Source organism: Candidatus Edwardsbacteria bacterium RifOxyA12_full_54_48 (assembly GCA_001777915.1).
Lineage (GTDB): Bacteria > Edwardsbacteria > AC1 > AC1 > EtOH8 > UBA2226.
On the sequence record MFFN01000004.1, the window covers coordinates 247482 to 273679 of the forward strand.

General features: G+C 54.4%; 21 protein-coding genes. 11 read left to right on the top strand and 10 right to left on the bottom strand.

Features of this window, described 5'->3' with window-relative positions; translation table 11 throughout:
* The first annotated feature begins 275 nt into the window (after positions 1-275).
* From A2273_02735 to A2273_02765, 7 genes are all read left to right on the top strand, one after another.
* Entirely contained in the window at positions 276-836 is a 561-nt protein-coding gene (locus A2273_02735) for a hypothetical protein (GenBank protein OGF08002.1), read from the top strand.
* Between the two features lie 80 nt (positions 837-916).
* Positions 917-1489 carry a hypothetical protein gene (locus A2273_02740; protein ID OGF07405.1) on the top strand — a complete coding sequence of 191 codons (573 nt, stop codon included), beginning with the start codon at positions 917-919 and terminating at the stop codon, positions 1487-1489.
* A gap of 22 nt (positions 1490-1511) precedes the next feature.
* Positions 1512-2765, top strand: a complete 1254-nt coding sequence (locus tag A2273_02745; protein ID OGF07406.1) for a hypothetical protein — start codon at positions 1512-1514, stop codon at positions 2763-2765.
* A 143-nt stretch (positions 2766-2908) separates the two neighbouring features.
* A complete protein-coding gene (locus A2273_02750) occupies positions 2909-3100 on the top strand; it encodes a PspC domain-containing protein (GenBank protein OGF07407.1) in 192 nt (63 codons plus the stop codon).
* A 12-nt stretch (positions 3101-3112) separates the two neighbouring features.
* Positions 3113-3514, top strand: a complete 402-nt coding sequence (locus tag A2273_02755) for a hypothetical protein (GenBank protein OGF07408.1) — start codon at positions 3113-3115, stop codon at positions 3512-3514.
* Between the two features lie 13 nt (positions 3515-3527).
* Positions 3528-4862 (top strand): hypothetical protein, encoded by a 1335-nt coding sequence (locus A2273_02760; protein OGF07409.1) that lies wholly within the window; start codon positions 3528-3530, stop codon positions 4860-4862.
* A complete protein-coding gene (locus A2273_02765) occupies positions 4859-6217 on the top strand; it encodes a hypothetical protein (GenBank protein ID OGF07410.1) in 1359 nt (452 codons plus the stop codon). The genes A2273_02760 and A2273_02765 overlap by 4 nt, the downstream gene beginning before the upstream one ends.
* Before the next feature lie 690 nt (positions 6218-6907).
* Here A2273_02765 and A2273_02770 read toward each other — a convergent pair.
* The 10 genes from A2273_02770 to A2273_02815 form a co-directional block, all read right to left on the bottom strand.
* Complete coding sequence (locus tag A2273_02770) at positions 6908-7375, bottom strand: hypothetical protein (protein OGF07411.1); 468 nt, start codon at positions 7373-7375, stop codon at positions 6908-6910.
* Between the two features lie 6 nt (positions 7376-7381).
* Positions 7382-8734 carry a hypothetical protein gene (locus A2273_02775; GenBank protein OGF07412.1) on the bottom strand — a complete coding sequence of 451 codons (1353 nt, stop codon included), beginning with the start codon at positions 8732-8734 and terminating at the stop codon, positions 7382-7384.
* Between the two features lie 140 nt (positions 8735-8874).
* A complete protein-coding gene (locus A2273_02780) occupies positions 8875-9840 on the bottom strand; it encodes a quinolinate synthase (GenBank protein OGF07413.1) in 966 nt (321 codons plus the stop codon).
* Positions 9840-10907 carry a tetraacyldisaccharide 4'-kinase gene (locus A2273_02785; GenBank protein OGF07414.1) on the bottom strand — a complete coding sequence of 356 codons (1068 nt, stop codon included), beginning with the start codon at positions 10905-10907 and terminating at the stop codon, positions 9840-9842. The genes A2273_02780 and A2273_02785 overlap by 1 nt, the downstream gene beginning before the upstream one ends.
* A gap of 109 nt (positions 10908-11016) precedes the next feature.
* Positions 11017-11247: a hypothetical protein gene (locus tag A2273_02790; protein OGF08003.1), complete on the bottom strand. Its 231-nt coding sequence runs from the start codon at positions 11245-11247 to the stop codon at positions 11017-11019.
* 2 nt (positions 11248-11249) lie between these two features.
* Positions 11250-12077, bottom strand: a complete 828-nt coding sequence (locus A2273_02795; protein ID OGF07415.1) for a HAMP domain-containing protein — start codon at positions 12075-12077, stop codon at positions 11250-11252.
* A gap of 52 nt (positions 12078-12129) precedes the next feature.
* A complete protein-coding gene (locus A2273_02800) occupies positions 12130-13398 on the bottom strand; it encodes a hypothetical protein (GenBank protein ID OGF07416.1) in 1269 nt (422 codons plus the stop codon).
* Entirely contained in the window at positions 13398-14306 is a 909-nt protein-coding gene (locus A2273_02805) for a hypothetical protein (protein ID OGF08004.1), read from the bottom strand. The genes A2273_02800 and A2273_02805 overlap by 1 nt, the downstream gene beginning before the upstream one ends.
* A gap of 251 nt (positions 14307-14557) precedes the next feature.
* The gene (locus A2273_02810; protein OGF07417.1) at positions 14558-18310 is read right to left on the bottom strand and encodes a hypothetical protein; all 3753 of its coding nucleotides are present in this window, start codon (positions 18308-18310) and stop codon (positions 14558-14560) included.
* 418 nt (positions 18311-18728) lie between these two features.
* Entirely contained in the window at positions 18729-20606 is a 1878-nt protein-coding gene (locus A2273_02815) for a hypothetical protein (protein ID OGF07418.1), read from the bottom strand.
* Between the two features lie 264 nt (positions 20607-20870).
* Between A2273_02815 and A2273_02820 the strand changes: the two genes are divergently transcribed.
* From A2273_02820 to A2273_02835, 4 genes are all read left to right on the top strand, one after another.
* Complete coding sequence (locus A2273_02820) at positions 20871-21872, top strand: hypothetical protein (GenBank protein ID OGF07419.1); 1002 nt, start codon at positions 20871-20873, stop codon at positions 21870-21872.
* 7 nt (positions 21873-21879) lie between these two features.
* Positions 21880-24126 carry a hypothetical protein gene (locus A2273_02825; GenBank protein OGF07420.1) on the top strand — a complete coding sequence of 749 codons (2247 nt, stop codon included), beginning with the start codon at positions 21880-21882 and terminating at the stop codon, positions 24124-24126.
* Positions 24127-24155: 29 nt separating this feature from the next.
* Positions 24156-24581, top strand: coding sequence for an rRNA maturation RNase YbeY (locus A2273_02830; GenBank protein ID OGF07421.1), 426 nt, complete (start codon positions 24156-24158; stop codon positions 24579-24581).
* Positions 24582-24849: 268 nt separating this feature from the next.
* A complete protein-coding gene (locus A2273_02835; protein ID OGF07422.1) occupies positions 24850-26196 on the top strand; it encodes a hypothetical protein in 1347 nt (448 codons plus the stop codon).
* The last annotated feature ends 2 nt before the right edge of the window (positions 26197-26198 follow it).

The following is a 26198-nucleotide window of genomic DNA, read 5'->3' on the forward strand; positions in this document are numbered from 1 at the left end:
AAAAGAAGCCGGAAAATTTCCGGCTTTTTAGCTATAGGGTCACCCTTCAGCCTGCTTTATGAGCGAACTTGTCACACTGAGAAAAGCTTTTCACCCGCCAAGTTGAAGTGTGACAGAATTTAAGATTTGGATTCCCGATCAAGCCGGGAATGACATAAAAGATATAACTATCAATAATAATGGACTTTCGTCTTACCATGCCCTCAAAAGCCGCCGCGATCCCGGGAGTCATTTTGGATTTGACACCGGTCAAATCCAAATGCTATACTCACCCCATGGCTTCCAAAAACCAAGACCAGATACTGATAGACCGCTGTCTGGCCGGCGACAGCCGGGCCTTCAACGATCTGATCAACCGCTATAAACGGCAGGTGTTCTCCCTCATCTTCCGCCTGGTCCACAACCAGAACGATGCCGAGGACATCGCCCAGGAGACCTTTATCAAGGCCTACAAAAGCTTCGCCGGCTACGATTCTTCATATCCCTTTCTTACCTGGCTGTTCAAGATCGCCCACAATTCGGCCATTGATTTCCTCAGGGCCCAAAAGCCGGAATCGCTCTCCATCCACGACGAGGAAAACCCGGTAGATATCGAAGACACCCAGATATCCCTAGAGGAAAGGATCGAAGCCGCCTCCCAACAGGAACTGATAGACCGGGTACTGGACACCCTGCCGCCCCTCTACCGCGAGGTCCTGGTCTTAAGGCATCAGCAGGAGCTTTCCTACGAGGAGATCGCCGAGTCACTGGATATACCGGTGGGCACGGTCAAGATCAGGCTTTTCCGGGCCAGGGATATCATGAAGCAAAAGCTGGTCAAGCTTGGATATGGTTAATATCTTGTCCTGCAATATGTAATCATAATGAAACATTTGCCACCGAACCCACGTATTATTACCAGAACGGAGAAAAGATCATGGAATGCCAAGAGATAAAAAATAAGCTGCAGGAGTTGGTAGATAACTCCCTTGAAATTCAGGAGGTTACAGCAATAAAGAACCACCTGAGATCCTGTTGTTCCTGCACTGCCGACTATCGTCTGCTCAATCTGGTGGCCCAGTCGGTCAAAGCCCTGCCACTGCCCCAGCTCAGCCCTGAGTTCAACGCTAACATCTTTAATGCTTTGGGGTTGGAATATAAGATACCGCGCCTCAGCCCGGTGCTCAAATGGGCCACCGGGGCTGTGGTATCGCTAAGCTCCCTGTGGCTGGTGATATTCGGCCTGGGGTTGACCTTCGGCCTGAACAAGCTGGATCCTTTCAAAATATTTTCCCTGGCCAAGGACTTAATCAAGGCCCCGCCCAACCTGCAGGTGATCCTGGTCAAGGCCGGGCTGCGGCTGGCCGATATGATCGACCTGCTGGGCCAGGTGGCCGCCACCCTGCTCAAGGGATCCAACCTGCTGGTCCAGCTGGCCATCGCCAGCATCGCGGCCTTTGCCATCATCGCCGTCACCTCCAAAAGAATTTATATAAATTCAAAAATATAGCACACAATAAAGGAGCACGATCATGTACAAAATTAACAGGCATTCTGCCAAATCCGGCTGGCTAATCCTGCTGCCGATGATCGCCCTGCTGCTGGCGGCGACCCCCGGACTGGCCGAGGAGACGGTGGTGGGCACCAAGCTGCTGGACAAGAAGACCACCATCAAGATCCAGGGTATCGGCGATTCCGATTCCCAGGGTACATACAAATTAAAGATCGGCGACAAAGAGGTCGAGATAGACTCCAAGGATGCCAAGGTGGGCGACATCTATGTCGGCCCGGCCGACACCATCAACGACGACGTGGTCACCAAGGGCGGCTCCATCACGGTGGACGGCATGGTCAACGGCGACTGCGTGACCTTCGGCGGCGGGGTGACGGTCAACGGCACGGTGATGCACGACGTGGCCACCTTCGGCGGGGCCACGGTGGTGGCCGGAACGGTCAAGGGGGACGTGGCCACCTTTGGCGGCACCGTCTCCATCGACGGCACGGTGGGCGGCGAGGTGGCGGCCTTCGGCGGGATGGTCAATCTGGGGCCCGAGTCCTCGGTGGGCGGGGATATCTCCACCGTGGGCGGCACGGTGGACAAGGCCGAAGGGGCCCGGGTGGCCGGTGAGATCAAGAACGTGGATCTAGGGATGCTCAACCAGTTCATTCCCAGCATGGTCGGCTCGGCCCACTTTGCCCACAAAAAACCGGCTGCCGGACGGGCCATAAAATTCTTTATCGTCTTTTTCATGCTGGCCGGACTGGGCATCCTGATAACCCTGCTGGGCGTGTTCTTTGCCAAACCCATCGAACGCATCGTCCACATCATCGAGGTCGATTTCTGGAAGTCGGCCGGCATCGGATTCCTGGTGCAGATCTCCCTGGCCCCGGCCCTGGTGTTCATGGCGGTCTCCATCCTGGGCATCCCCCTGATACCGCTGGCCGTCCTGCTGGTGGTGGCCGGGATCCTGATGAGCATCGCCAGCTTCGGGGTGATCATCAACCAGAAATTCCTGCATGCCGTCAACAAGCCTCCCATGAACACCCTGCCGGCGGTGGTGCTGGGATTCGTGCTGCTGCACTCCCTGTTCCTGCTGGGCAGCCTGATCAACATCGCCGGCAGCCCGCTGACCGCCCTGGGCGTGATATTCATCATCATCAACTTCATAGTCCTGTGGTGCGGGGTCACCGTGGGCCTGGGCGCGGTATGGACCACCCGGCTGGGCACCAGGGACCAGGCTCCGCCCAGACCGCCCACAGCGCCGAAGATAGCTGCGGCCGAGTAGCAATAAATAATTGGACATAGAACGGCCTTGGGGGTCAACGACCCCCAAGGCCATTTTATAAATTCCCGATAAAACCATAAACACCCTTGAAGTTTCATCCTTTGGGGTTTATAATTGTATGATCAATGGTTAGGAGGAGAATCATGGCTAAAAGAATTTACCGGTCCACCAGGGACCGGATGCTAGGCGGCGTCTGCGGCGGCATCGGGGAATATTTTGACGTCGATCCCACCATCGTCCGGCTGGTGGCGGTGGTGTTCGCCCTGTCCGGGGCCGGGATCCTGGCCTATATCATTGCCTGGATCATCATCCCCGACCAGCCGGTGGTAATGTAGGGGGGCCTTTATATGCCCAAACGATTATACCGTTCCGGAAGGGACCGGGTGATAGCCGGGATCTGCGGAGGCTTGGCCGATTATTTTGACATCGACCCCCTGCTGATCCGCATTATCTTTATGATCCTGGCCCTGGCCGGCGGGCTGGGGATCATTATTTATCTGGCGGCCTGGCTGATAGTCCCCGGCCAGAGCCTTTCGGCCGGCCAACGCGAAACTCCGCCAACTCCCGAGGAAAGGAATCCGAATATGCGGCGAAATCCATCCGGGGCGGTGTTCGGGATATTGGTCATCATCCTGGGCATCGGCCTTTTGTTGAATAATTACGGCCTGTTTTATTTTAAATTAAGCCTGATCTGGCCGCTGATCCTGATCGCCATCGGCGTCAGGCTGCTGATCAGGGATAAAAGATAAAGGAATGCAACTAATGAGAAAATTAATTCTGGCGGCATCCTGCCTGGCCCTGGTGGTCTCCGGGGCCGGGGCCGTTGACACCCTGGCGGTCCATCAGGACAGCCTGGCCAACGGCCTGAAAATACTGACCGTGGAGAAGCCCGGCCTGCCACTGGTCAGCTTCCAGGTGTGGTACCGGGTGGGCTCCCGCAACGAGCGTCCCGGCATCACCGGGATCTCCCACCTGCTGGAGCACATGATGTTCAAGGGGACCGACAAGATCGGTCCCGAGGAGTTCTCCAGGATCGTCCAGAAATACGGCGGTCACAGCAATGCTTTCACCAGCCAGGACTACACCGCCTATTACGAGAATATCTCCACCGAGTTCCTTTCGGTGGCCATGGAACTGGAGTCGGACCGGATGGCCAACCTGAAGCTGGATCCCAGGGAGTTCGAACCGGAGCGCAATGTGGTCAAGGAGGAGCGCCGACTCAGGGAAAACTCGCCCTATGGGCGGCTGTTCGAGGAAATGAATGCCGCCGCCTATACCGCCCATCCCTACGGCTGGCCGGTGCTGGGCTGGATGACCGACATTGAAGCCATCACCCCTCAGGACCTTCGCGACTATTATCGGATCTATTATGCCCCCAACAACGCCGCCTGTGTGATAGTGGGCGCCGTCAACCGCAAAGAAGCGGTAGCCCTGGTGGATAAATATTTCGGCGGCATCCCCCGCAACAAAACATCGCCGCCCAGGGTCACCACCATAGAACCTCCCCAGATGGGTGAACGCCGGGTCAAGGTGCTGAAGGACACCCGGATGCCGCTGGTGGCCATGGGATATCACACGCCGGAAATAGGCCAGCCCGACACCTACGCTCTGGAGCTGCTTTCCAATATCCTCAGCAACGGCGAAAGCTCCCGGCTCTACCGCAGCCTGGTCTACGATAAACAGCTGGCCCTGTTCGCCGGCGGATATAACGATACCCAGACCGACCCCACCCTGTTCATCTTCTATTCCGCGCCGCTGAAGGGCCACAATACCGAAGAACTGGAGCAGGCCATAACCGAAGAGCTGGAGAAGATCAAGCGGGATGGCGTCTCCCCGCGGGAACTGCAAAAAAGCAAAAACCAGCTGGAAGCGGATTTTATCTTCCAGCAGCAACGGAACAACGGCCTGGCCGTCCAGATCGGCTCGGCCCAGACCCGGCTCTCCTGGCGCTACCTGAACAGCTACCTTAAGAATATCCGGGCGGTAAGCAACCAGGACATCATCTCCGCGGCCAATAAATATTTCATCGACCAGAACCGGACCGTGGCCACCCTGATCCCGACCGGCGGCCCCCAGAACAAAGGAGAGGCCCAATGAGAAAGATGTTTTTTGCCGTCGCATTGTTTTTGGCCGCAGCCGGAATGGTTTCAGCCCAGAATATCTGGACCCCTCCCCAGCCCAAAAGGATCGTTCTCAAAAACGGATTGACGATACTGCTGTTGGAGAACCACCAGTTGCCGGTAATATCGGCGGAGGTTATGGTCAAGGCCGGCAGCGTTACTGATCCTGCCGGATATGCCGGCCTGGCTAATTTCACAATCGAGATGCTGGCCAAGGGCACTGACTCCCGCAGTGCGCTGGATATCGCCGATAATTTCGATTTTGTGGGCGCCCAGTTCGCAGTCAAATGCGACTATGACGCGGCATTCATCTCCTTGACCACCCTGGCGAAGGATTTTAACCGGACCGTGCCGGTTTTATTCGAGCTGCTGACCAAACCGGCTTTTGACTCCCTGGAGACCGGGCGGCTGAAGGCCGAATTGCTCTCGGCCATCGAGGCCAAGGGGGACCGTCCCAACACCCAGTCAGCCGAAGCCTTTAACCTGATGCTGTTCAAAGATCACCCCTACGCCCATCCCGGGATGGGCGACGCCGAAAGCGTCTCCCGCATCTCCCGGCAGGACCTGGCCGGATACCATCAGAAATACTACGCTCCCAATAACTGCATTATCTCGCTGGTGGGGGATTTTAAAAGCTCCCAGATCAAAAGAATACTGGAGCAAAATCTGGGAAACTGGGCCGCCCGGAACATGCCCCAATCGATCCTTCCGGAGATACCGCCCATCGGGCAGCCCCGGGCTTTGCTGATAAACCGCCAGATCAACCAAGCCTACATCAATCTGGGATTTCTGGGGCCCAAAAGGAGCGATCCCGATTATCAGGCCATCCGGGTGATGAATTACATCCTGGGCGGAGGCGGCTTCGTATCCCGGCTGGTCAAAAATATCCGGATGGCCCAGGGCCTGGCCTATGATGTGGATTCGTATTACGATCCCCGCAGCGATTTCGGACCCTATATACTTTCCGTGCAGACCAAATGCGCCTCGGCTGACACCGCCATCAAGAGCTTGATAGCTGAGATGCGGCTGATCCAGAGCCAGCCGGTCAGCGAAGAGGAGCTGAAAGAAGCCCAGGACTACATCCGGGGCAGCTATCCCTTCCGCTTCGAAACCAGCGGCCAGACCGCCCGGCAGTTCCTGTACCTGGAACTTTACGATCTGGGGGCGGATTATTTCCGGCAGGATATGCAGAAGACGCTTCAGGTGACCCAGGCCGACGTAATGGCCGCCGCCAAAAAATACCTGAAACCGGACAATTTCCTGCTGGCGATGGTCACCGACACCAGCCAGACAAAATTGAACATCCCCGGCTTGAAGATAGAAAAACAATAGGTTGCCCGATAATAAAGAAGCCCCTCCTTGCGGAGGGGCTTTTGGTAGTGATTTTTATGCTATCGTTCAAAGGAGCATTTGTCTGAGTATAACCATCTTTTTGGTTCTGCTAAACAAGCTGGCCTTCAGCTGGTAAAAATAAATATCTTTGGATACTATGCGCCCCATATCATCGCGGTCGTTCCAAGTTATTGACCCTTTTCCCGCTTTCTCTTTGAAGAGAAAGCTCCAAAGAGAACTGTCGCTGCACCGCTGCCCGGAAGTTTATGATATTCAGCTGCCTGAATGTCTTGACCACGAAACAAGGCACCCGCATGCAAAACATTCTTAACGGCAGCTTATGCCAGTCAGCAGCGCTGATGCGACCCGGACCTCTCCCTGCCTGCCGGCCTCCCTCCCCTCGAGGGGAGGGAAGGGGTGGGGTTGGTGCCCCGCCTTTAAGTGGAGCGGCTAAGGCTTCAGCCCCGATAAAGCAGTCATTGCGTCATTTGCATCCTGCTTGTTCTGGTTCAATGAATGCCGGGGCATAGGCCTTACCACCCGCGGAACTGGGCGGCAAAGACTTCTTTGGTTACTTTCTTAGTCATAAGAAAGTAACGGTTAAAACCTGTTTTATATAAAACTTAGTAAAGATTTTACCAGTAAATAAAAAGCCCCTCCGAAACGGAGGGGCTTTTTGGTTTTAAAAAATCACTCTTCCCGGGGCTCCGAGGAGAGCTCGTCCAGGCTCAGCTCCCGGCTGTTGGATGGTTTGAAGACATTCCCCATCAGCGGGTCGGATCCCTGATCGCCGCTCAGGTCGTCCAGTTTGAACACCCGCCCTCCGGTGCCGATCTTGGAGGCCACTTCGGAATTGACATCTCCGCCCATGGCCTCGGATGACAGCTCATCCAGGTTGAATTCCCGGGCGCCCACCCCTATCTTGGCCGCCGGGTCGGCATATTCCGGTTTGGGCTTGGGGGCCGGTTTTTCGACCACCGCCTCTTCCTTGACCGGAACCGGGGCCTGCCCTCCGGCCGATACTTTCCCGTAATGGGCGATGTCGATGGCCGCATCCGTCTTGGGAATGGCGGTCTTGCTGGGCAGGATGGGATCTATCCGGGAGGGCTGCCTCTGTTCGGCCAGGATCTTCTCTATTTTATGCAGGGCTTCATCCATCTAAAACTACCTCCGGGCCCGGTAGGAAGCCAGTTTTCTCCGGGCCTCCTCATGGGTGGGCTGCAGGTTGAGCACCTTCTCCCAGGCCTTGATGGCCAGTTCGAATTTCTCCAGCTCCTCGTAGGCCACCCCCAGGTTGAAATAGGCCAGGGAGTAGTCCTCACGCTTGGCGATGGCCTGGTTGAACAGCTCCACCGCCTGCTGATAGTCCTTCTTGATGCGGTACAGGCAGCCCAGGTTGTTGTAGGCCTCCGGGGCCTCGGGGGACAGGTCTATGGCCTTCTTGAAGGCCTCCACCGCCTCCTCCTTTTTTCCCAGGTCGCTCAGGGTCAGCCCCAGATTATTATAGGCCTCGGCAAAATCCGGCCGGATGTCCAGGACCCTGTGAAATTCCGCCTCGGCCGCCGCCAGCTCCCGGCGGTGAAAAAGCATCACCCCCCGGTCGTTATGCTCGTTGGCCTTCTGGCGCCTCCGCTCGTTGCTGATGTCCCGCTGTTCGTTGCGCTGGCCCTCCAAAAGCTCCTGCATGGTCTGTTGCAGTTTGATCAACTGCTTCTCCATCTCCTCCAGCCGGGACTGCCGGGCGGCATCGGCCTCGCTCAGGGATTTCAGGTATTCGCCCGACCGGTCCATCATCTTGGCCAGACCCTCGTTCAGGCTGTCGGCGTTCAGCCCCTGGCCCAGGGCCTCCACCATCCTCTCCTGCTTCTGGGATATCTCGGCCAGCAGTTCTGTTTCCCGGCTGCCCTGGGCGGCCCGGTTCTGCTGGTCCTCCAGTATCAGCTCCAGGATGTCGCCGAATTTGTTCTGGTTCAGCACCAGGGCCTCCTTGATATCAGAGGTGCTCTGCAGCATCGGAGCCAGATTATCCTTAAGCCCGCCCTGGGCGGCCCGATTCTGCTGGTCCTCCAGTATCAATTCCAGGATGTCGGTGAACTTGGCCTGGTTCTGATCCAACGATGATCTCAAGTCGGCCAAGCTGTTCTGCACCGGACCCAGGTCCACCCCCCCGACCGAGGACATTTTCTCCTTCAAACCGTGAAGCAGTTCGTTGGTGGCCTCGGCTTTTTTAAGCACATGCAGCTGGGAGGCGGCGGTGTTCTCCCGGGCCTCCTTGGTCTCGGCCAGGATGGATTTGAGGACCGCCAGTTGCTCCTCGCTGCCCGCCGACTGGATCTTGCTGTCAATGGTAGGCAGGGAGCATTTGCCGGCCGAGCTGTCGAAGATCTCGCACTGCGCCTCCAGGCAGTCCTTGAGTTCCGCCTGGGGGGTTTCCTTCTCCTCGGTTATCTTTCCCTCGGAGTCGTATTTTATTTCCCTGATGGTTGTGTGGACCGACAGAAAGGGGCATTTATTCATTGTAAACTCCTAATATTCAATCAGTGAAAGATATCACAAACCAATGGTTTCGTCAAGCGGGATTTTTGGAAGAGGACCTCACCCTTCCACTTCGATTGAAAAACAGTTTGTCTTCTCAGTGCAGGCTCTCTCCTAATGCTTTAGGAGAGAGGCAGGGGAGAGGTCTGTTTTGTTATTTCCAGCATCCGCTCCAGCGCCAGCCTGGCCTTTTCGGCCACTTCGGCCGGGACCGTTATCTCATATTTCTGATTCTCCAGGGCCCAGGCCGCCTTGGCCAGGGTGATCATCTTCATGTTCCGGCACACCGCATTGGCCGCCAGGGGATATATGCCCTTTTGGGGATTGGCGGCAGCTAATTGATCGATCAACCCTTGTTCGGTTCCGACCACCCACTCTTCGATCTCCGGATGCTCCTTCACCGCCTGCACCATCCCAGAGGTGGAGGCCGCCATATCGGCCTGCTCGATCACCTCCGGCGGACACTCCGGGTGGACCATGACGGTGGCCCCGGGATGCTCCTCCCTGGCATTGATGACATCCTGCACAGTGAAGCGATTATGCACGTAGCAATGCCCCGGCCACAGGATCAGCTTCCGTCCGGTCTTTTTGGCGGCGTAAGCCCCCAGATTTTTATCCGGCACGAACAGGATCTCCCGGTCCGCCGGCAGCGAATTGATTATTTCCACCGCATTGGACGAGGTGCAGCAGATGTCGCTCTCGGCCTTGACCGCCGCCGTGCTGTTGACGTAGGTGACCACTATCGGGTTGTTGTGTTTTTCCCTGGCCTGGCGCAGGGCCTCCGGCGTGACCATATCGGCCATGGGGCAGCCGGCGACCCGGTCCGGCAGCAGGACGGTTTTTTCGGGGTTGAGCAGCTTGGCGCTCTCGGCCATGAAGTGCACCCCGCAGAAGACGATGGTTTTGGCCTTGACCTTGACCGCCGCCTGGGCCAGGGCCAGGGAGTCGCCGATGAAATCAGCCAGCCTCTGGACCGGCAGCACTTGGTAGTTGTGTACCAGAAAGACCGCGTCCCGCTCCTCTTTAAGTCGGGATATTATCTTATACAGCTCGTCGTCGGATGATCTCTGATATTCTTCCAGGGTCATCACCTTATAGCCTCTTTAATTGTTTCGATCAATTTTTCTTTTCCGGATTCGGGATGGAAAGCAATTTCGATCTCCAGCGCCAACAACGGCTTCCCCGGGTTCCAGCCCACCGGCAGTTTCACCGCGTCCTTCTCGGTGGTTATTACTGCATCGCAGTCGCCGGCCGAACGGGAGATCCTTTCCAGGTCGGACCGATCATAGGAATGATGGTCTCCGAAGATGATGTGATCCGAGATCTCGTATCCCAGGGCCTTGATGCTGTTCTGGAATGAACCCGGCCGGGCGATGCCAGAGAACAAAAGCAGTTTATTGTCATTTGCCGGTTTGATAGCCCCACTCATCGGTTGATCACTCAACGGTTTTAATCTGACGGCCCGGTGATCGCAGTAAAGGACCGGCTGGCTTAGATGATATTTTTTCACCAGCCTTTCGATGGATTGACAGCCGCCGTGGTCGCCGCTTCTGGTGGCGATGATTATATCGGCCCGTTTCAGGGCCGGGGCCGGCTCCCGCAGCCGGCCGGCCGGCAGCAGCCAGCCGTTGCCCAGCGGCCGTTTGCCGTCCAGCAGCACGATATCCAGATTTCTGGATAATTTCCAGTGCTGGAAGCCGTCATCCATGATGACCACATCGGCCCCGGCTGCTGCCGCCATCTCCGCGGCCCGCGCTCGATTCTTTCCCACCAAGACGATGGCCCTGCCCAGCAGTTTTTGGGCCATCAAAAACGGCTCGTCGCCCGACTCGGCGGGGGCGGCCAGGATCTTCTGCCAGTCGCTGATAACGGTTATTTCCGAACCTTTGCCATCCGCCCTTTTGTAACCCCTGGATAATATGGCCGGTTTAAATCCCGCCGTCGATAGTTCCCCGGCCAGCATGATGCAGAAGGGGCTCTTGCCGGTGCCCCCGGCGCTTAGGTTTCCCACGCAGATCACCGGAAGCCGGCTTTTTTGGGTTTTAAAAAGCCCTGACCGGTAGCCCGCCCTCCGCAATTGATAGATCAGAAAATACAGGATCGAAAAGGGCCAGAGAAAAATTACGGCTGCTATGTCGGCTGATGCTGGCTTCATAATGCCATTAGGATAACCCATCCGGGATGAAATTACAACAATTTTTATGCAAAAATGCCGCCCCGGAGAGGGCGGCATTTTCAACCTTATTTATGTAAAACCGAGAGCTTCAGGCCAGCTTGGCCACCAGCTGCGACAGCTCCTGGGCCTTGTCCTTCTCAATCACCAGGGAGCCGGAGATATAAAGCCACTTCGACAGTTCGGCCAAATGCTCTTTCTGCAGCTGCTCGTAGTCCAGCCCCTGCAGATGGTATTTGGTCTGCCTGGCCAGGAACATCTTGGCGGCCGGCCCCAGATAGGCGGTGGAGATGCTCAAAACTCTCTGGGCGAGATCGGTCATGTTCATTTCCCCTGCTCCGTTTTATTTTCCGATTCACTTTTCTCCATCATCACGATCTTCAGGCTGGCCACCATCCGGCCGAAGGAATCCGCCAGGTCGCCGATCTCGTCGTTCCGCCTGACGTCCATCTTCACCTCCATGTCGCCCATGCTGATCCGGTTGGCGATCCGGTTGAGGCGGTTGACATCCTTGATGATGGTCCCCGAGAACAGCAGGATGATGAACCCGGCGAACAGCACCGCGATGCCGATGATCAGGTAGATGGTGTTCCCGATGAATCTCTGCTTGGCGATCACATCCTTGCTGGTCATGTCCACCCCCACCAGCCCCACCGAATTGCCCAGCGAGTCCCGGATGGGTGCATACCCCGAAAGGAAAGTCCCCCATTGGTCGGTGACGTATTCGTTGTCGGCGCTGGGTCTTTCGAAACCGGCCAGCATCTCGTCGTTGGTCTCCTCGTAGAGCTCGCCTATCTTGGCGGGCTCCTCGTCATCGGGATCCACCACGAACACGGCACCTTCCCCGGTCTTCCGCATGGTGTAGATATAGGTGATGTGGTCGTTGGCCTCCTGGACCTTGAGCAGGGCCTGGCCGATGGCCTGAAAGGCCGGGGTTCCCTCGTCGCCCGGTTTGATGCCAGCGTGGATATCGCCGTTGAGGTTCACCGCAACGGCCGAGGCCACCGACATCAACTCGGTTCTCATCTGTTCCTTGAGGGCTTTCTTGGTCTCATTGAAGGTGTACAAGAACGCCATTCCCGATATCAGCAAAATAAGCACCACAAAGCTCAGAGTCAGTTTGGTTTTAAGGCTGTGAAAAAATCTTGACATTTTCCCCTCGATTAAAAGTGATGTATTATTGTATGACTTATTGAAAACAATTTCAAGCTTTTTTTATCGTTCGGATGATAATTTTTGCCGCCTTTTCCGATGCCCCCCTTTTTTCCTCCACCATCTTCATGGCCCGGCCTCCAATATGGCCGATCGATCCACGGTCGGAGGATAATTTTCCCAGAATCCCTCTCAGCTCCCCGGCATCGGATACCTGCAGGGCCCCTTGGGCCGCCAGCAAGCCTTGGGCGCTCTCCCGGGCGTTGGACATATGGGGTCCGAAGATCACCGGCAGGCCCAGGGCCGCCGGCTCCAGCGGGTTGTGCCCGCCCACCGGCACCAGGCTGCCCCCGACGAAGGCGATATCGCCGGCGGCGTAGGCGTCTATCAATTCGCCCATGCTGTCCAGCAGCAGGACCGCCCTTGACCTTTCCGATCCGCTGATCTTGCTGCGTTGGGAAAACGGGATGTTCTTATTGGACAGTATCTGCTCCACCGCCGAAAACCTTTCCGGGTGCCGGGGGGCTATTATCAGCTTCATCCCGCCGGACAGTCCGGCCCAGGCATTCAGGATGATCTCCTCCTCGCCCTCCCGGGTGCTGCCCGCCACCAGTATCAGATCCTCCGGTGAAAATCCCAGGTCCGTCCTGAGTTTCATTTTTTGTTCCCGGCTGACCGGCCGCCGGATGGCGTCGTACTTGATGTTCCCGGCATTGATTATTTTCCCCGGAGCAACCCCCAATGACCGGTATCTTTCCGCATCCTCCGGGCTCTGGCAGGCAATGCATCCCACCCGGTTCAGCAGGGGCCGGAACAGGAATCCGAAGAAACGGTACCAGGGCAGCGACCGGTCCGACAGCCGGGCGTTGACGATGAACACCGGTATCCTCCGGGCATTACAAAGCCACATCAGGTTGGGCCACAGTTCGGTCTCCATCAGCACCAGGGCCGAGGGTTTTACCCTGCCCAGCGACAGGGCGATCGAAAACAGAAAATCCAACGGCAGGAAGAAAGTGGCCGATCCCGGATTGATCCTGGCCGCCCGGTCCTGCCCGGTCTGGGTCATGGTGGAGATGACCGTTCTATATTCCGGAGCCTCTCCACCCAAGGCTTCGATCAGGGGCGGGATCAGGGCCGCCTCGCCCATGGAAGAAGCATGGAGCCAGATGGGATTCCCCTGAGCCTTGGGGACCAGCCCGCATCTCTGGCGCCACTTCTTATTGCCCGAAAAGGTACCGACCAACAGCAAATATGGCCAACCCAAAAGGAAGGCCATCGTCAAAACGATATTATATAAAATGATCCCCAGCAAAAGATCCATTACCAGTTTTTCAACGCCTCCTTAAGTTCATTCACCGAGACCGCGGCCACTCCAAATTTGGAGACCTCCACCCCGGCCGCATGGTTGGCCAGAACCGCCGCCTCCAGAAAACTGGCTCCGGCTGCCAGGGCCAGGGTCAGCACCGCGATCACCGTGTCCCCGGCCCCGGAGACATCGTAGACCTCCTTGGCCATGGTGGGTATGTGTTCTGACTTGTTCCCTGCGGTCACCAGATACATCCCCCGGTCGCCGGCGGTGATCAGCACCGCCTTGGTCTTGAGCCCGGCCATCAGCTTTTTGCCGGCTTTCAGCATGTCCTGGGGGCCGGCTATCTTCATCCCCAGGGCCCGTTCGGTCTCCAGCACATTGGGCTTGAACAGGGTCACCCCCTTGAAATCCAGGAAATGATTGAATTTGGGATCCACCGTGACGATCTTTTTATGCCTGCGGCACAGCTCCAGAGCGGCTTTGAGCACTCTGTCGGTGATCAGCCCCTTGTTGTAATCCTCGATCAGCACCGCATCGGCCGCGGGGATAAGTTTTTTCAGCCGGGCGATGACCCTGGCCTCGGAGGCCGGCGACAGGTCCTGGCGGTGCTCCCGGTCCACCCGCACCACCTGCTGGTGATGGGCCACTATCCTGGTCTTGATGGTGGTGTGGCGGGAGGGATCCTCCACCAATCCGCTTTTTGATATTTTCCTTTTCTGAAACTCTTTCAAGATGGTCTGGCGGGGACGGTCCCGGCCGATCACCCCCACCGGAACCACTTTGGCCCCCAGGCTGGCGATGTTCCAGGCCACGTTGGCCGCGCCGCCCAGCAGGTATTTCTCCTCGCTGACCTCCACCACCGGCACCGGGGCCTCCGGCGATATCCGGCTGACCTGTCCGAACAGGTATTCGTCCAGCATCAGGTCGCCCAGCACCAGGATGGTTTTTTGCTTGAAGCTGTTGATCAGGGCGTCGGATCGCTTTTTATCTAATTTGAGCTGCATGGTTGGTCTATATCAATTATCCAGTGTTGATCGTAAGTGTCACTATCTTAAAACACTTGGCGGATAATGTCAATGAATATTTTTGCAGACCATTGCTAAATGATCAATACCTTAAAATCAAAGAGGCGGCTTTCCCGCCGCCTCTTTTAAAAAGAAAATTGGCAACCTTACTTTATCATCACCATCTTCTTGGTAGCACTATGTTCACCCGCTTCCAACCGATAAAAATACACACCCGTTGCAGCCTTCTGGCCTTTATCGTCCTTTGAATCCCAATTGACATTATAGTAACCCGGCATTTGGCTTTCATTTACTAAGCTTTTTACTTTCTGCCCCAAAGTGTTGTAAATATTGAGCTTTACCATGGCCTCTTTTGGCAGGGCATAATTTATCGTTGCATTAAATGCTGACGGATTCGGAAAACTCTGCCCCAACATAAACGATACCGGCAAAACAGAGCTTATCCGCCTTCCGGCAAGTTGCGGCCCGCCATCTATCCCCAAGTCGAAATACATCTTGAAACGCTGTATCCTGTCGTTATGGGTGTCTATGACATATACATACTTGCCATCAGGGCTTACGGCCAATCCCTGGGGCAGTTTGAATTCCCCGGCTTCTTTTCCCTGGGCGCCAAAAGTAAGCAGTTTATTGCCCCAGGCATCCAATTGGACAATCCGGTTATTGTATACATCGGCAATATACAGGTTGTTGTTGCAGTCAAAACAGATGTCCCATGGCTCCCTTAAATTCAATCCCGCACCCAAACTGTCTACCATGTTCCCCAAGGTATCAAATATCGCGATTCTGTTATTTTTGGAATCGGAAACATAGATCAAGTAACTGTCTTCATTTTGCCGAATGGCTATTCCGGCAGGTTGTTTAAGAATGTTTGCACCAAACTGCCGGACAAATGCCCCGGCTTTATTGAATACCTGCACCCGGTTATTCAAATGATCAGTCACATAGATATAATTATCCTTGATGACAATGCCGGTAGGCTGATTAAATTCCCCGGCCTTGTTTCCATGTTGGCCGATGGCGCTGATATAATTTCCCTGCCCGTCATACTTTTTGATCTTTGACTGATAGCAATCCGTCACCCAAATATTGCCTGACTCGTCCACCGCTATGCCCTTGGGATGATTAAAGCCCAAGGTATCGGTGCAGGTATATTTATACCCAAAACATAGAAGTGAATCGCCATCAGGCGAAAATTTCCATATTTTGTCATCCTGGGTATCGGTAGCATAGATATTGCCGAAAGCATCAACGGTACCGTCTACCGGCAGGCTGTTGAATACGGCAAAATCAGCTGTGATGGCTTCCCGCGGCAGAACATCATTGGCAACATAGACATAAATCGTTTCCGCTTTACAATTTCCAGCACGGTCATATCCGGTTTGCCTTAAAAGGTAGCTGCCATCATTTACTGTCGTTGTATTCCAATAATCCAAAACTTGAGGTATCTTATAATGAATCGGCTCAACCCCGCCCGCTAACATTGTCCAAGTTTCGGAATTAGATTTCTTATAATCCAATATCCAGCGGGAAAAGTTCAGATCATTTGCATGTCCGACAATGCTTATTGTCCCGCTTACATAACTCATATTTACCGGGCTGGATATTCCAACAAACGGCTTTGTTCTATCTAAAACAATTGATCCATACCAGCCTGGGGTAAAGCTTATATTTTCTGCGTTGTCCTTTAATTGCCCATATACCCTCTTTACACCATCCTCTGTTGATAAAACATATGGAATAACAGATGAAATACCAGTTTTCCAACCATCATAGATATCATCTGGTATTATGCCTTCATCTGAATCAAGCCTAGGATCCACTGCAGTGTCTGGAAGCTGAATTACAAATCGCACTGGCTCAAGAATAACGTTATCCAAAGCCATGGGATTCGGAATATATGACTTTAAAACTGTTGGATCATCCGGAGGTGGTGGCGGAGGAATTTCTATTTGATTTACCATATATGTAATCTCAAGTCTGCTTAACGGCCGCAAAGGATCGACATTTAACGTAAAAGTATCACTAGATGATTTCCATAATGCACCAGGTATGGAAGCAAGCGATTTATCTACGAATGTTTTAGCCGAAGGACTGGCTGAATCGGCATAAATAACATCCACCCTCTTAGAGGCTACTATCACATTATGACAAAATATATCATCTTTTAAACGCATAAGTTTTCCGCGATACTTTTCAATAATCGAATCCGGAACAACCTGCATAGCATAAGATCCTGTTTGCACGGGTCCGGGTCCGGTATTTTCACCCAAAAGATGCAGATAACCATCTTCATAAACCGCGTTATTTAACTGCCACCCAGCAATGCTGCTGCAATCGCCATTTCTTATCAAATTCACATAACCGGATGCATTCCCAAAAGGCGATTCATCGAACCTCATTTTTGAAAGGCCTGAGAATTCATCGGTTCCAAACATCCTAACCGTTATACACGTATCATTTGTATATAATTGCCCATCATTTATTATAACCCCGCCATTTGCCGGCGCCGTATCCTCATAATATGTTTTAGCAAATAATTTCGGCGTATAATATTTCCCGTTAATCTTGAATTGTATCTCAAATTCGTTGCCGTTATTTTCCTGGGAATTGTACAGATACTGCACCAGTTTATCTGAATATGGCTGCCATCCAGTAGAGACATATTCCCAATGTCCCAATGGTGCGGATAAAAGCATTGTATCCGGGACAATATTGTATTCCCAATATTTTTGAATAATCTCTACGGAATCCTTTGAATACGGCGTGTTCAAGTTGGTATTAACGCCGACAAACCTGAAATTGGTATAATTCGGCATCCCGAATTGGCAGCTATAGGGTATTATTTTTAACAGCTTGCCCCTCCCGGGCAAAAGCTTTAATGTGAAATTCTGATTTGCCCCACTTGTTAAAACACTCGTAACTGGTTGATTATTGATGACGTCCAGCAAATAATAATCTGTAGCATACAATGGCGTATAATTTATACTAACATTAATTTCAACCGTGTCCTCCGGCTGACAATATCTGTTTACAAACATAACATATTTTTCGGATGTCAAATCATCATCAAAAGTCGCAACTTCAAAATAATTATATTCCGCATAAGCCGGATCGTTAGCAGAAACGGCCTTAATATAAGATGTAGCCGGAATATTGGCTGGTCCATATCGTGTATTTACACTAAATGCATTGCTGCATTCCAAATTCAATAATATAGGCCCAACAACTTTTAATGTATCGTTAAGCTCTTTGACCCAATCGTAAATGCAATAATCTGCTGTTAGCGGATCACCCTCATCCCAGCTTCGCGGCACCCGGTTTTCATCTACCAAACCGCTATAATAATTATCACCCGAACCGCTAAAATAAGAGAAATACTTTATTCCTTTTGCCCCCCTCGATAATGCCAACCATGCCTGGCAATGGAGCTCTTCCTTTGTGGGCCACCTAATCTGAACGGGACCATTAAAATAGTCTTTTTGCTCAACAGATTGAATTATTGCAGTCCAGTTGGCCTTGATTTTACCCTTGGTATATGGATTTACAAAATAATGATAACAGCTATCATTCATACGAACAACATTGCTCAAACAATCCTGGAAACTTAAAAAATCTGTGCTATTAATAGAATACTCTTGTGGTGTTTCCGGTCTATAAGGGTAAAAGTTATGATCATAAACCCCAAGCTCTTCAATTTTATCAAGAAAAAAGTTCATGGATATTTTTATATATGACTCAAAACCATCTACTGGCATTATAAATATACTATTAGGCATTTTAAGATTATCACGCCAATAAATACATGCATAATTTAATGCCGTCAGCATCCTTTCCCATTGCACAGGGCTGCTGCTTTGTACGTTCGCACCATCCGCACTCCATTCATGTCCCATAAGCATGCTGCCAATAACGGGCCGTCCTTCAAAAGAATATTTTATATCATCCAAACAATTTCTTATTGATTCCTCCCAACCGGGTGGCAATCCATTCTGCCAACTCACCACCAATGGCCAAACCCAAACGCCTGTGCTTGGTGCATATCTTACGGTTGCCTTAATACCCCCATTTGTAGCATCACAAATGTTCCTTACCGTTATAGTCTCGGAACTTGCAGACAAGTTTTTCAACATAAGTCCTTGAATTTCGTTAACTCCCAGATTAAGTAACGATGTTCTTTCTTGATCCCAATTTGGCGTTTGTGGCGGGGAATAAGCCCAAGGACAGATAGAAAAACAACTATCTTGGGCAAAACCAAGTTTGCATACAATGGAAAGCAAGAGCATAAACAATAATTTCTTAGTCATTGCTGAAACACCTCTACTTTACTAATATTATTTTCTTGTTAATATAGCCCGTGGAATATTTAAGATTACAAAAATATACACCGGAACTTATTGCATTGCCCGCATTGTCCCTGCCATCCCAGGATATTTTATGCCGCCCGGCAGTCTTATATGAGTTTACCAACGTTCTTACCCTCTGCCCCAGCATATTATAGATAGTCAATTCTATAAAAGCCTGTTCGGCCAATGAAAATTCAACTTCGGTTCTTCCCTTGGAAGGATTGGGAAAGACATTCATAAACAATTTGAGATTTCTTTTTTCATCTTCAGGATATCCCAAAACACCACCTGGAGTACCGTCTGAATATATCCGCTGGGCAATGATATCCGGATAAGTAAGATATAATGACCCCGGATACCCGCCATGCCAGGTGCAAACCGCACCACCCAAGCCGTCGTTTGTTATTTGAGGGTATGATTCGCCTGCCACTTGCAGTATGCAAACAGCAACTCCTGTCGTGTTCCACAAAAGATCACCATCTATACCAACTTTTTGAATATATTGATCTGCATAAAACGGACTGCTACGTTTTTCATCCCACACAACAAATAAATTATCGAAATCGTCAGAAGTTGCATCAAAATGTCCACCGGATGTGTCACCGTGTAGAAGAACACCAGTCCCCCATTTTATATTACCTAAACTATCGACGCGTTGGGCATTATATACGTTTGTAACCCCCCCCCCAAAAAGAAGTGAATTTATATAACCACTATAACCACCTTGTAAATCAACACCATTGCTATCCCATATTTTATTTCCCTGACTATCTATAGATTGAGCATAAGTGTTTGAATCGGTTCGGTCATTCCATTTTATAATAGCGCCTCCAAAATTATTTTCGCATAATTTAGCCAAACGTTGCATGCCCGCTTTCACACATATTAGTTCGCCATTTACCGACCATTTGCTATTTCCCAAAGAGTCTACCATTTGGACATAAACATCCTCACCGGTTGTGCTATTATTGCGATAATCATCCTCCCAGGTTATAACCGCTCCTCCATTGCCATTACTGCACATATGAGGCCAAAACTGTATGCTGTCCGCCGTACACACCGGCACTCCATCTATTTGCCAAACAGGATTCCCGGCGCTGTCTATCCCTTGGGCATATATATTATCGCTGGTTGCGGCATCCCTGCCGTCCACATAGGCAATGATCGCCCCACCATGCCCGTCACTGCATATGTCCACATACCCGCTCATCTGATTGCAAACCAGCACACCGTTCTCCGACCACAATCTGTTGCCCAAACTATCCAGCCGCTGGGCAAAGACACGTGTATAAAACAATCCATCCCTATCATCTTCCCAGGCAATTATGGCCCCGCCTTTGCCATCAGAAATCATGGCCGGGTATGTGGAATTCCAATTGGCAAGACTGCAAACCGGAACACCCTGGCTTTGCCAGACGAAATGCCCCGCGCTGTCGACCCGTTGGGCGTAAATATCCCAAGTGGTGTGATTCACAGAATCGGCCCCGCGATATTGTTCACTCCAGCATATTATCGCCCCGCTGTTCCCATCGCTCACTATCTTGGGCAACCAGGCCCAGCTAGTGTCACAAACCACTATACCGTTGGGCTGCCAGCCTGGGGTTTTGGAGACCGTTCGACCAATAGCCACAGAACGCTGTGAATCTATGATAGTGGACCACAATTCGGGTTTGGGCCGGGTATCGCCACGTTCGTTTGCCCATTCTCCCGGCGTCAGACCCCGATCGCTCTTATTATTACCGACCTCATCGGGGTTGCGCTGTTCGTAGTCAAATAAACGGCGGGCAGGCTGGGCATAGGTTACTGCACAAAATATGAGCAGTAACAATCCAAATAATATATATTTTCTCATGGTATTCCTTTTCACTATTCAGCAACCACTATTCTATGCTATCAAATACGATAGTGGTTGTCAAGAACATTTTAGAATATTTTTACCTTGCTTTTCCCTTGCGCAAACGGTTGCGGTATGTTATATTAATTAGCCGGGAAGGCCGGCAGGATAGTGATGTTTTGAGCAGCGGAGATACCTGCCGGTTGCTGTCCGGGATGTCCGGCCCAAAGCAGGGCAATGTGCTATCGAAGGCAACCATTCATAAATGCAGAACATACGAGCATGACCAGAGAAACATCGGAAATAACCGAGCGCATCTCCCTGGCGGGGATAGACGCCGCCAACCTGCTGGGGGCCGGTGACGCCAACCTGAAGCTGATCCAGCATTCCTTCAGATCCAGGCTTACCGCCCGGGGCGACGAGGTCATCATCACCGGCCAGCCCCGGGAGTTGGAGATGCTGACCAGTTTGATCCTGCGTTTGCGGGAGAAGGTGGAATCCGGCGCGGTCCTCACCGAGCGGGACATCGGCTATGCCATAGACGACCTCCGGCAGCAGCCGGCCGCCGGTCCCTCCCGGGAGAGGCCGGCCGGGCTCTCGGCCCTGAAAAAACTGATCAAGGCCAAATCGCCGGGCCAGGAAAGCTATCTGGAGGCCATGCAGGGCAGCGACCTGGTGATCGCCATCGGTCCGGCCGGCACCGGCAAGACCTATTTGGCGGTGGCCGCCGCGGTGGCGGCCCTCAACGAGCGGCAGGTGGAGCGGGTGGTCCTGTGCCGGCCGGCGGTGGAGGCCGGTGAATCGCTGGGCTTCCTGCCGGGCGACCTCAAGGAGAAGATCGACCCCTACATGCGGCCGCTGTACGACGCCCTGTACGACATGATGTCCCCGGAGAAGGTCAACCGCTTTCTGGCCAACGATATCATCGAGATCGTGCCCCTGGCCTACATGCGGGGCCGGACCCTGAACAACTCCTTCGTGATCCTAGACGAGGCCCAGAACGCCACCAAGACCCAGATGAAGATGTTCCTGACCCGGCTGGGCTTCAACTCCCGGGCCGTCATCACCGGGGACATCACCCAGATAGACCTGGCCCGCAGCGACAGCTCCGGGCTGATCGAGGCCCGCAACATCCTGCAGGGGGTGGAGGGCATCAGCTTCGCCACCCTGGGAGAGCGGGACGTGGTGCGGCACCGGCTGGTGCATCATATCATCCAGGCCTACCAGAAACATTCCGGCAACGGGCCGAACGATCCCGGGGACCAAGGAGGCCCGGCCGACTGACCGGATTATGTTCAAGATATCATTAAATAAAATAACATCCCTGGCCCGGAACCTGTGGCCCTTGAACCCCCAATCCAGAAAATTCCAGCTCTTCTGGATAAAACGGGTGGCCCTGGCCGGCGTTCTGCTGCTGGTGATCGCCAACCTGTTCTCCCCGGCCCGCCACGACGAGATCAAGCTCAAGGTCGGGGCCACCTCCCCGCGGGACATCCAGGCCCCGTTCGATTTCCAGCTGGTAAAGGATCCCGCCCTGCTCCAGGCCCAGCAGGACAGCGCCGCCTCCCAGGTTCTGGCCATCGTCTACCGCAACCCCGAGTTCGATCGGAAACTCTACAGCGATGTGGAGCTTTTCCTGATCAACCTTTCCAATCTCCGTCAGGAGGACGAGTATCTATCCACTAAATTAGCGACCATTCAGTCCTGGAAGCTGAACCTGAGCCGCGGCACCGCCGATCTGCTGCTGACCGTGCCCGGTCTGTACTCCTTCCAGCAGGGGCTTAAGGACATGGCCCATTCCCTGCTGGAGCCGGGGGTGCTGCCCTTAAGCGACGGCCAGGCGAAAATGCTGGGACCCGAAGTGGTGCTGCGGCAGGGACAGGATCTGCAGAGGGTCCCGACCTCCCGGCTGTTCACCATGGAATCCCTACCCCTGCTGATCAAGGCCAAGAGCCAGGCGGCCTTCCCCAATTCAGAGCCCATGGCCAAGGTCCTGGCCGAGGTGGCGACAAAATTGCTGATGCCCAATTTGACGGTGGACACCAGCGAGGTGGGATCGGCCCGGGCCAGGGCCAGGGAATCGGTATCCAAATACACCGGCCAGGTGAGCAAGGGCGAAAAGATAGTTGCCGCCTACCAGAAGGTGGACCAGACAACGGCCCAGAAGCTCCATTCGCTGCAGCTCAAGCTGGATGAGATCACCACCGTCTCCCGGCGCAGCGGCTGGAACTATGTGCTGACCCTGCTTTCCCGGCTGCTGGCCCTGGGCTTCTTCCTGGGCATCCTGACCTTTTATCTGATAAACTTCCGCCCGGAAGTTTTCCGCAACTTTCACTCGCTGCTGATCCTGGCCACCATCATCCTGCTGAGCGTATTGTCCGGCTGGCTGGTGCTGTCCCGCCCCGATTTCCCGCCCTACCTGCTCCCGGCGGCCCTGGGCCCGATGCTTACCAGCCTGATGTTCGACATTCCGCTGGGGGCGGTGATGGCCGTCACCGCCAGCCTGCTGTTCGGGGTGGTCACCGAACTGAGCCTGCCCATCACGGTGGTGGCCCTGGCCTCCGGCTCGGTGGCCTCCTTCCTGGTCAAGGGCCTGCGCAGCCGCTTCCAGTTCATCATCACCAGTTTCTTTGCCATCACCCTGGCCAGCGGCCTGGCCATCGCCGCCATGGAATACCTGAAGCTGTCGCCCTTCCAGCAGATCCAGCGCTCCCTGCTGATGGCCCCGGCCAGCGCCTTTCTGTCGATCGTGCTGACCCTGCTGCTGCTGCCGGTGCTGGAGGCGGTCTTCAACACCACCACCGATTACAGCCTGCTGGAGATGGCCGACCCCGACCAGCCCCTTTTAAAGCGCCTGTCCATCGAGGCCACCGGAACCTTCCAGCACAGCCTGCTGGTGGGCAACCTGGCCGAGGTGGGGGCCAAGGCCATCGGGGCCAACAGCCTTCAGGCCCGGATCATGGGCTATTACCACGATATCGGAAAACTGGCCAAGCCGGACTATTTCATCGAGAACCAGGGCGGGGCGGCCAACCGCCACGACAGCCTGGCCCCCAAGATGAGCTTTCTGGTGGTGGCCTCCCATGTCAAGGAGGGGATGGAGCTGGCCAAGAAACACCGCCTGCCGCAGGTCATCAAGGATGCCATCGTCCAGCACCACGGCACCACCCTGGCCAAGTATTTCTACCACAAGGCCAATCTTTCCTCCGAGGGCAAACTACTGGAGGGGGATTTCCGCTATCCGGGCCCCAAGCCCCAGTCCAAGGAGATCGGCCTGGTGATGCTGGCCGACGTGGTGGAGGCCTCGGTCAGATCTTTGAAGGACCGCGACCCCAAGCGGGTCCGCCGGATGGTCAAGGCCACCATCGCCGACAAGGCCAACGAGCTGGAGCTGGACGAGTCCAATCTGACCCTCCATGACCTGCACCTGGCCGGGGAGGCCTTCCTGCCGGTGCTGCTGGCCCTGTTCCATCCCCGGATAGAATACCCCGGGGCCAAGAACGGCCCAGAACAAAAAAACAATCACCCCCAGGGTTAACCAGATAAATTTAATTGCCGGTTATCATGATGACCGTTTTCATCGAATGCCTGGACCATTCCTCCCCCGTCAAGGAGGCCGGATTGAAGCGCTGCATCTGCCGGATCCTGGCGGCCGAGGGCTATGCCGATTACGATCTGACATTGATCCTGGCCGACAGCGCCTGCCTGCGGCGGCTCAATAAGAAATATCGCAGCATCGACCGGGTCACCGACGTCATCTCCTTCGCCATGCTGGAAGGCGACGCCCCGCCGGTGGCCGACGCCGACCTGGGGGACATCTATATCTCCCTGCCCCGCACCAGGAGGCAGGCCCGGGAATACCGGGTCAGCTTCGAGGAGGAGCTTAAACGGCTGGTGGTCCACGGGCTGCTGCATTTGATCGGTTATGATCACATCAAGCCCGGCCAGGCAAAAAAGATGCGGAAGAAGGAAGAACTGTACATTGGGTTTTAGACCTCTCCCTGCCTAACGGCTTCCACTTCGGTTGGCAATAATAAATGCCTTGCTCAGTGCAGGCTCTCCCCGCTGCGGGGAGGGTGTGGGTGAGGTCCGGGAATGACAACCATTGCGGATTGCTTCACTTCGAAAGCAGCGGAAGGTGCCGCCCTCAGTGCAGGCTCTTGTCAGGCAAGGATGTATTTTCGCAATGACTATCTGGAATAAATCGAAAGCTTTGGTGCCTTGGTGGCAAAATATTTAACCCAACACAAGGAGTCCTTTTTTGGATAGCAATCTATGGTTTGAGGTCCTTTTCATCGCCCTGCTTATTTTGCTCAACGGCTTCTTCTCCGCCGCCGAGATCGCCCTGATCTCGGTCCGCAAATCCCGCCTTAAAGAACTGGCCCAGAACGGCAGCCGCAAGGCCGGCATCATCCTGAACATTCTGGAGGACCCCTCCCGCCTGTTCGCCACCATTCAGATCGGCGTCACCTTCGTGGGCTTTCTGGCCGCCGCCATCGCCGCAGTCAGCACTTACAAGATCCTGGCCGACTGGATCTCCCGTTTTCCCGTCTGGTTCATCAGCTCCAACAGCCAGCCCATCGCCGTGGCCCTGGTGACGGTGATCGTCTCCCTGGTGACCTTGATCTTCGGCGAGCTGGCCCCCAAGAACATCGCCCTCAAGCATGCCGAGGCCATCGCCCTGATGGTGGCCGATCCCCTGAACCTGATGGCCCAGGGCGCCAAGCCGCTGATCTGGCTGCTGGCCAAATCCAGCGACCTGGTGCTGGCGCTGTTCGGCATCAAGAAGGTCCATAACAACCAGCTGGTGACCGAGGACGAGATCCGCTCCCTGCTGCGGGCCGGGCACGAGCAGGGGCTGCTGGACCGCTCCGAGACCGAGATGATCCACGGCATCTTCGAGCTGGGCGAGACCACCGCCAAGGAGATCATGGTGCCCCGGATAGACATGGTCAGCGCCGAGGACAACCTGACCCTGGGAAAGGTTTTGCGCCTGATGGACCAGTCGGGCCACTCCCGGATCCCGGTGTTCCACGATACGGTGGACAACATCGTGGGCTTCGTGCACGACGAGGACGTCAACCGGGCGCTGAAGGACAAGGAGCGCTCCGCCCCCATCACCGACATCATCCGGCCGGCCCATTTCGTGCCCGACTCCAAGAAACTGGACAGCCTGCTGGAGGACTTCAAGGCCTGGAAGACCCACGGCGCCATCGTGGTGGACGAGTACGGCGGCACCGCCGGGATGGTGACCCTGGACGACGTGGTGGAGGAGATCGTGGGCGATATCCGGGACGAGTTCGACACCGAGGCCCCGCATTACAAGAGGATCGACGACCGCAACTGCCGGATAGACGCCCGGATGGACATCGAGGAACTGAACGAGGCCCTGGGCACCAGCTTCCCCACCGAGGGCTACGAGACCTTCGGGGGGTTCATCTACGACATCGCCGGGAAGGTTCCCACGGTGGGCGACAAGCTGCGCTGGCCGCTGGCCGACCCGGCCTGGGAGTTCGTGGTGGAGAACGTCAGCCGGAGAAGGATCATCTCAGTGCGGGCCAAGCGGCTGGGCAAGGTGTCGGCCAAGGCAGTAGCGCCTAAGGAATAACG

Bases quoted from the DNA above. Each gene is read 5' to 3' on its own strand.
- A2273_02735 (OGF08002.1), top strand. From the start codon at position 276: ATGGCTTCCAAAAACCAAGACCAGATACTGATAGACCGCTGTCTGGCC.
- A2273_02740 (OGF07405.1), top strand. From the start codon at position 917: ATGGAATGCCAAGAGATAAAAAATAAGCTGCAGGAGTTGGTAGATAAC.
- A2273_02745 (OGF07406.1), top strand. From the start codon at position 1,512: ATGTACAAAATTAACAGGCATTCTGCCAAATCCGGCTGGCTAATCCTG.
- A2273_02750 (OGF07407.1), top strand. From the start codon at position 2,909: ATGGCTAAAAGAATTTACCGGTCCACCAGGGACCGGATGCTAGGCGGC.
- A2273_02755 (OGF07408.1), top strand. From the start codon at position 3,113: ATGCCCAAACGATTATACCGTTCCGGAAGGGACCGGGTGATAGCCGGG.
- A2273_02760 (OGF07409.1), top strand. From the start codon at position 3,528: ATGAGAAAATTAATTCTGGCGGCATCCTGCCTGGCCCTGGTGGTCTCC.
- A2273_02765 (OGF07410.1), top strand. From the start codon at position 4,859: ATGAGAAAGATGTTTTTTGCCGTCGCATTGTTTTTGGCCGCAGCCGGA.
- A2273_02770 (OGF07411.1), bottom strand. From the start codon at position 7,375: ATGGATGAAGCCCTGCATAAAATAGAGAAGATCCTGGCCGAACAGAGG.
- A2273_02775 (OGF07412.1), bottom strand. From the start codon at position 8,734: ATGAATAAATGCCCCTTTCTGTCGGTCCACACAACCATCAGGGAAATA.
- A2273_02780 (OGF07413.1), bottom strand. From the start codon at position 9,840: ATGACCCTGGAAGAATATCAGAGATCATCCGACGACGAGCTGTATAAG.
- A2273_02785 (OGF07414.1), bottom strand. From the start codon at position 10,907: ATGAAGCCAGCATCAGCCGACATAGCAGCCGTAATTTTTCTCTGGCCC.
- A2273_02790 (OGF08003.1), bottom strand. From the start codon at position 11,247: ATGACCGATCTCGCCCAGAGAGTTTTGAGCATCTCCACCGCCTATCTG.
- A2273_02795 (OGF07415.1), bottom strand. From the start codon at position 12,077: ATGTCAAGATTTTTTCACAGCCTTAAAACCAAACTGACTCTGAGCTTT.
- A2273_02800 (OGF07416.1), bottom strand. From the start codon at position 13,398: ATGGATCTTTTGCTGGGGATCATTTTATATAATATCGTTTTGACGATG.
- A2273_02805 (OGF08004.1), bottom strand. From the start codon at position 14,306: ATGCTGGACGAATACCTGTTCGGACAGGTCAGCCGGATATCGCCGGAG.
- A2273_02810 (OGF07417.1), bottom strand. From the start codon at position 18,310: ATGCTTATGGGACATGAATGGAGTGCGGATGGTGCGAACGTACAAAGC.
- A2273_02815 (OGF07418.1), bottom strand. From the start codon at position 20,606: ATGAGAAAATATATATTATTTGGATTGTTACTGCTCATATTTTGTGCA.
- A2273_02820 (OGF07419.1), top strand. From the start codon at position 20,871: ATGACCAGAGAAACATCGGAAATAACCGAGCGCATCTCCCTGGCGGGG.
- A2273_02825 (OGF07420.1), top strand. From the start codon at position 21,880: ATGTTCAAGATATCATTAAATAAAATAACATCCCTGGCCCGGAACCTG.
- A2273_02830 (OGF07421.1), top strand. From the start codon at position 24,156: ATGACCGTTTTCATCGAATGCCTGGACCATTCCTCCCCCGTCAAGGAG.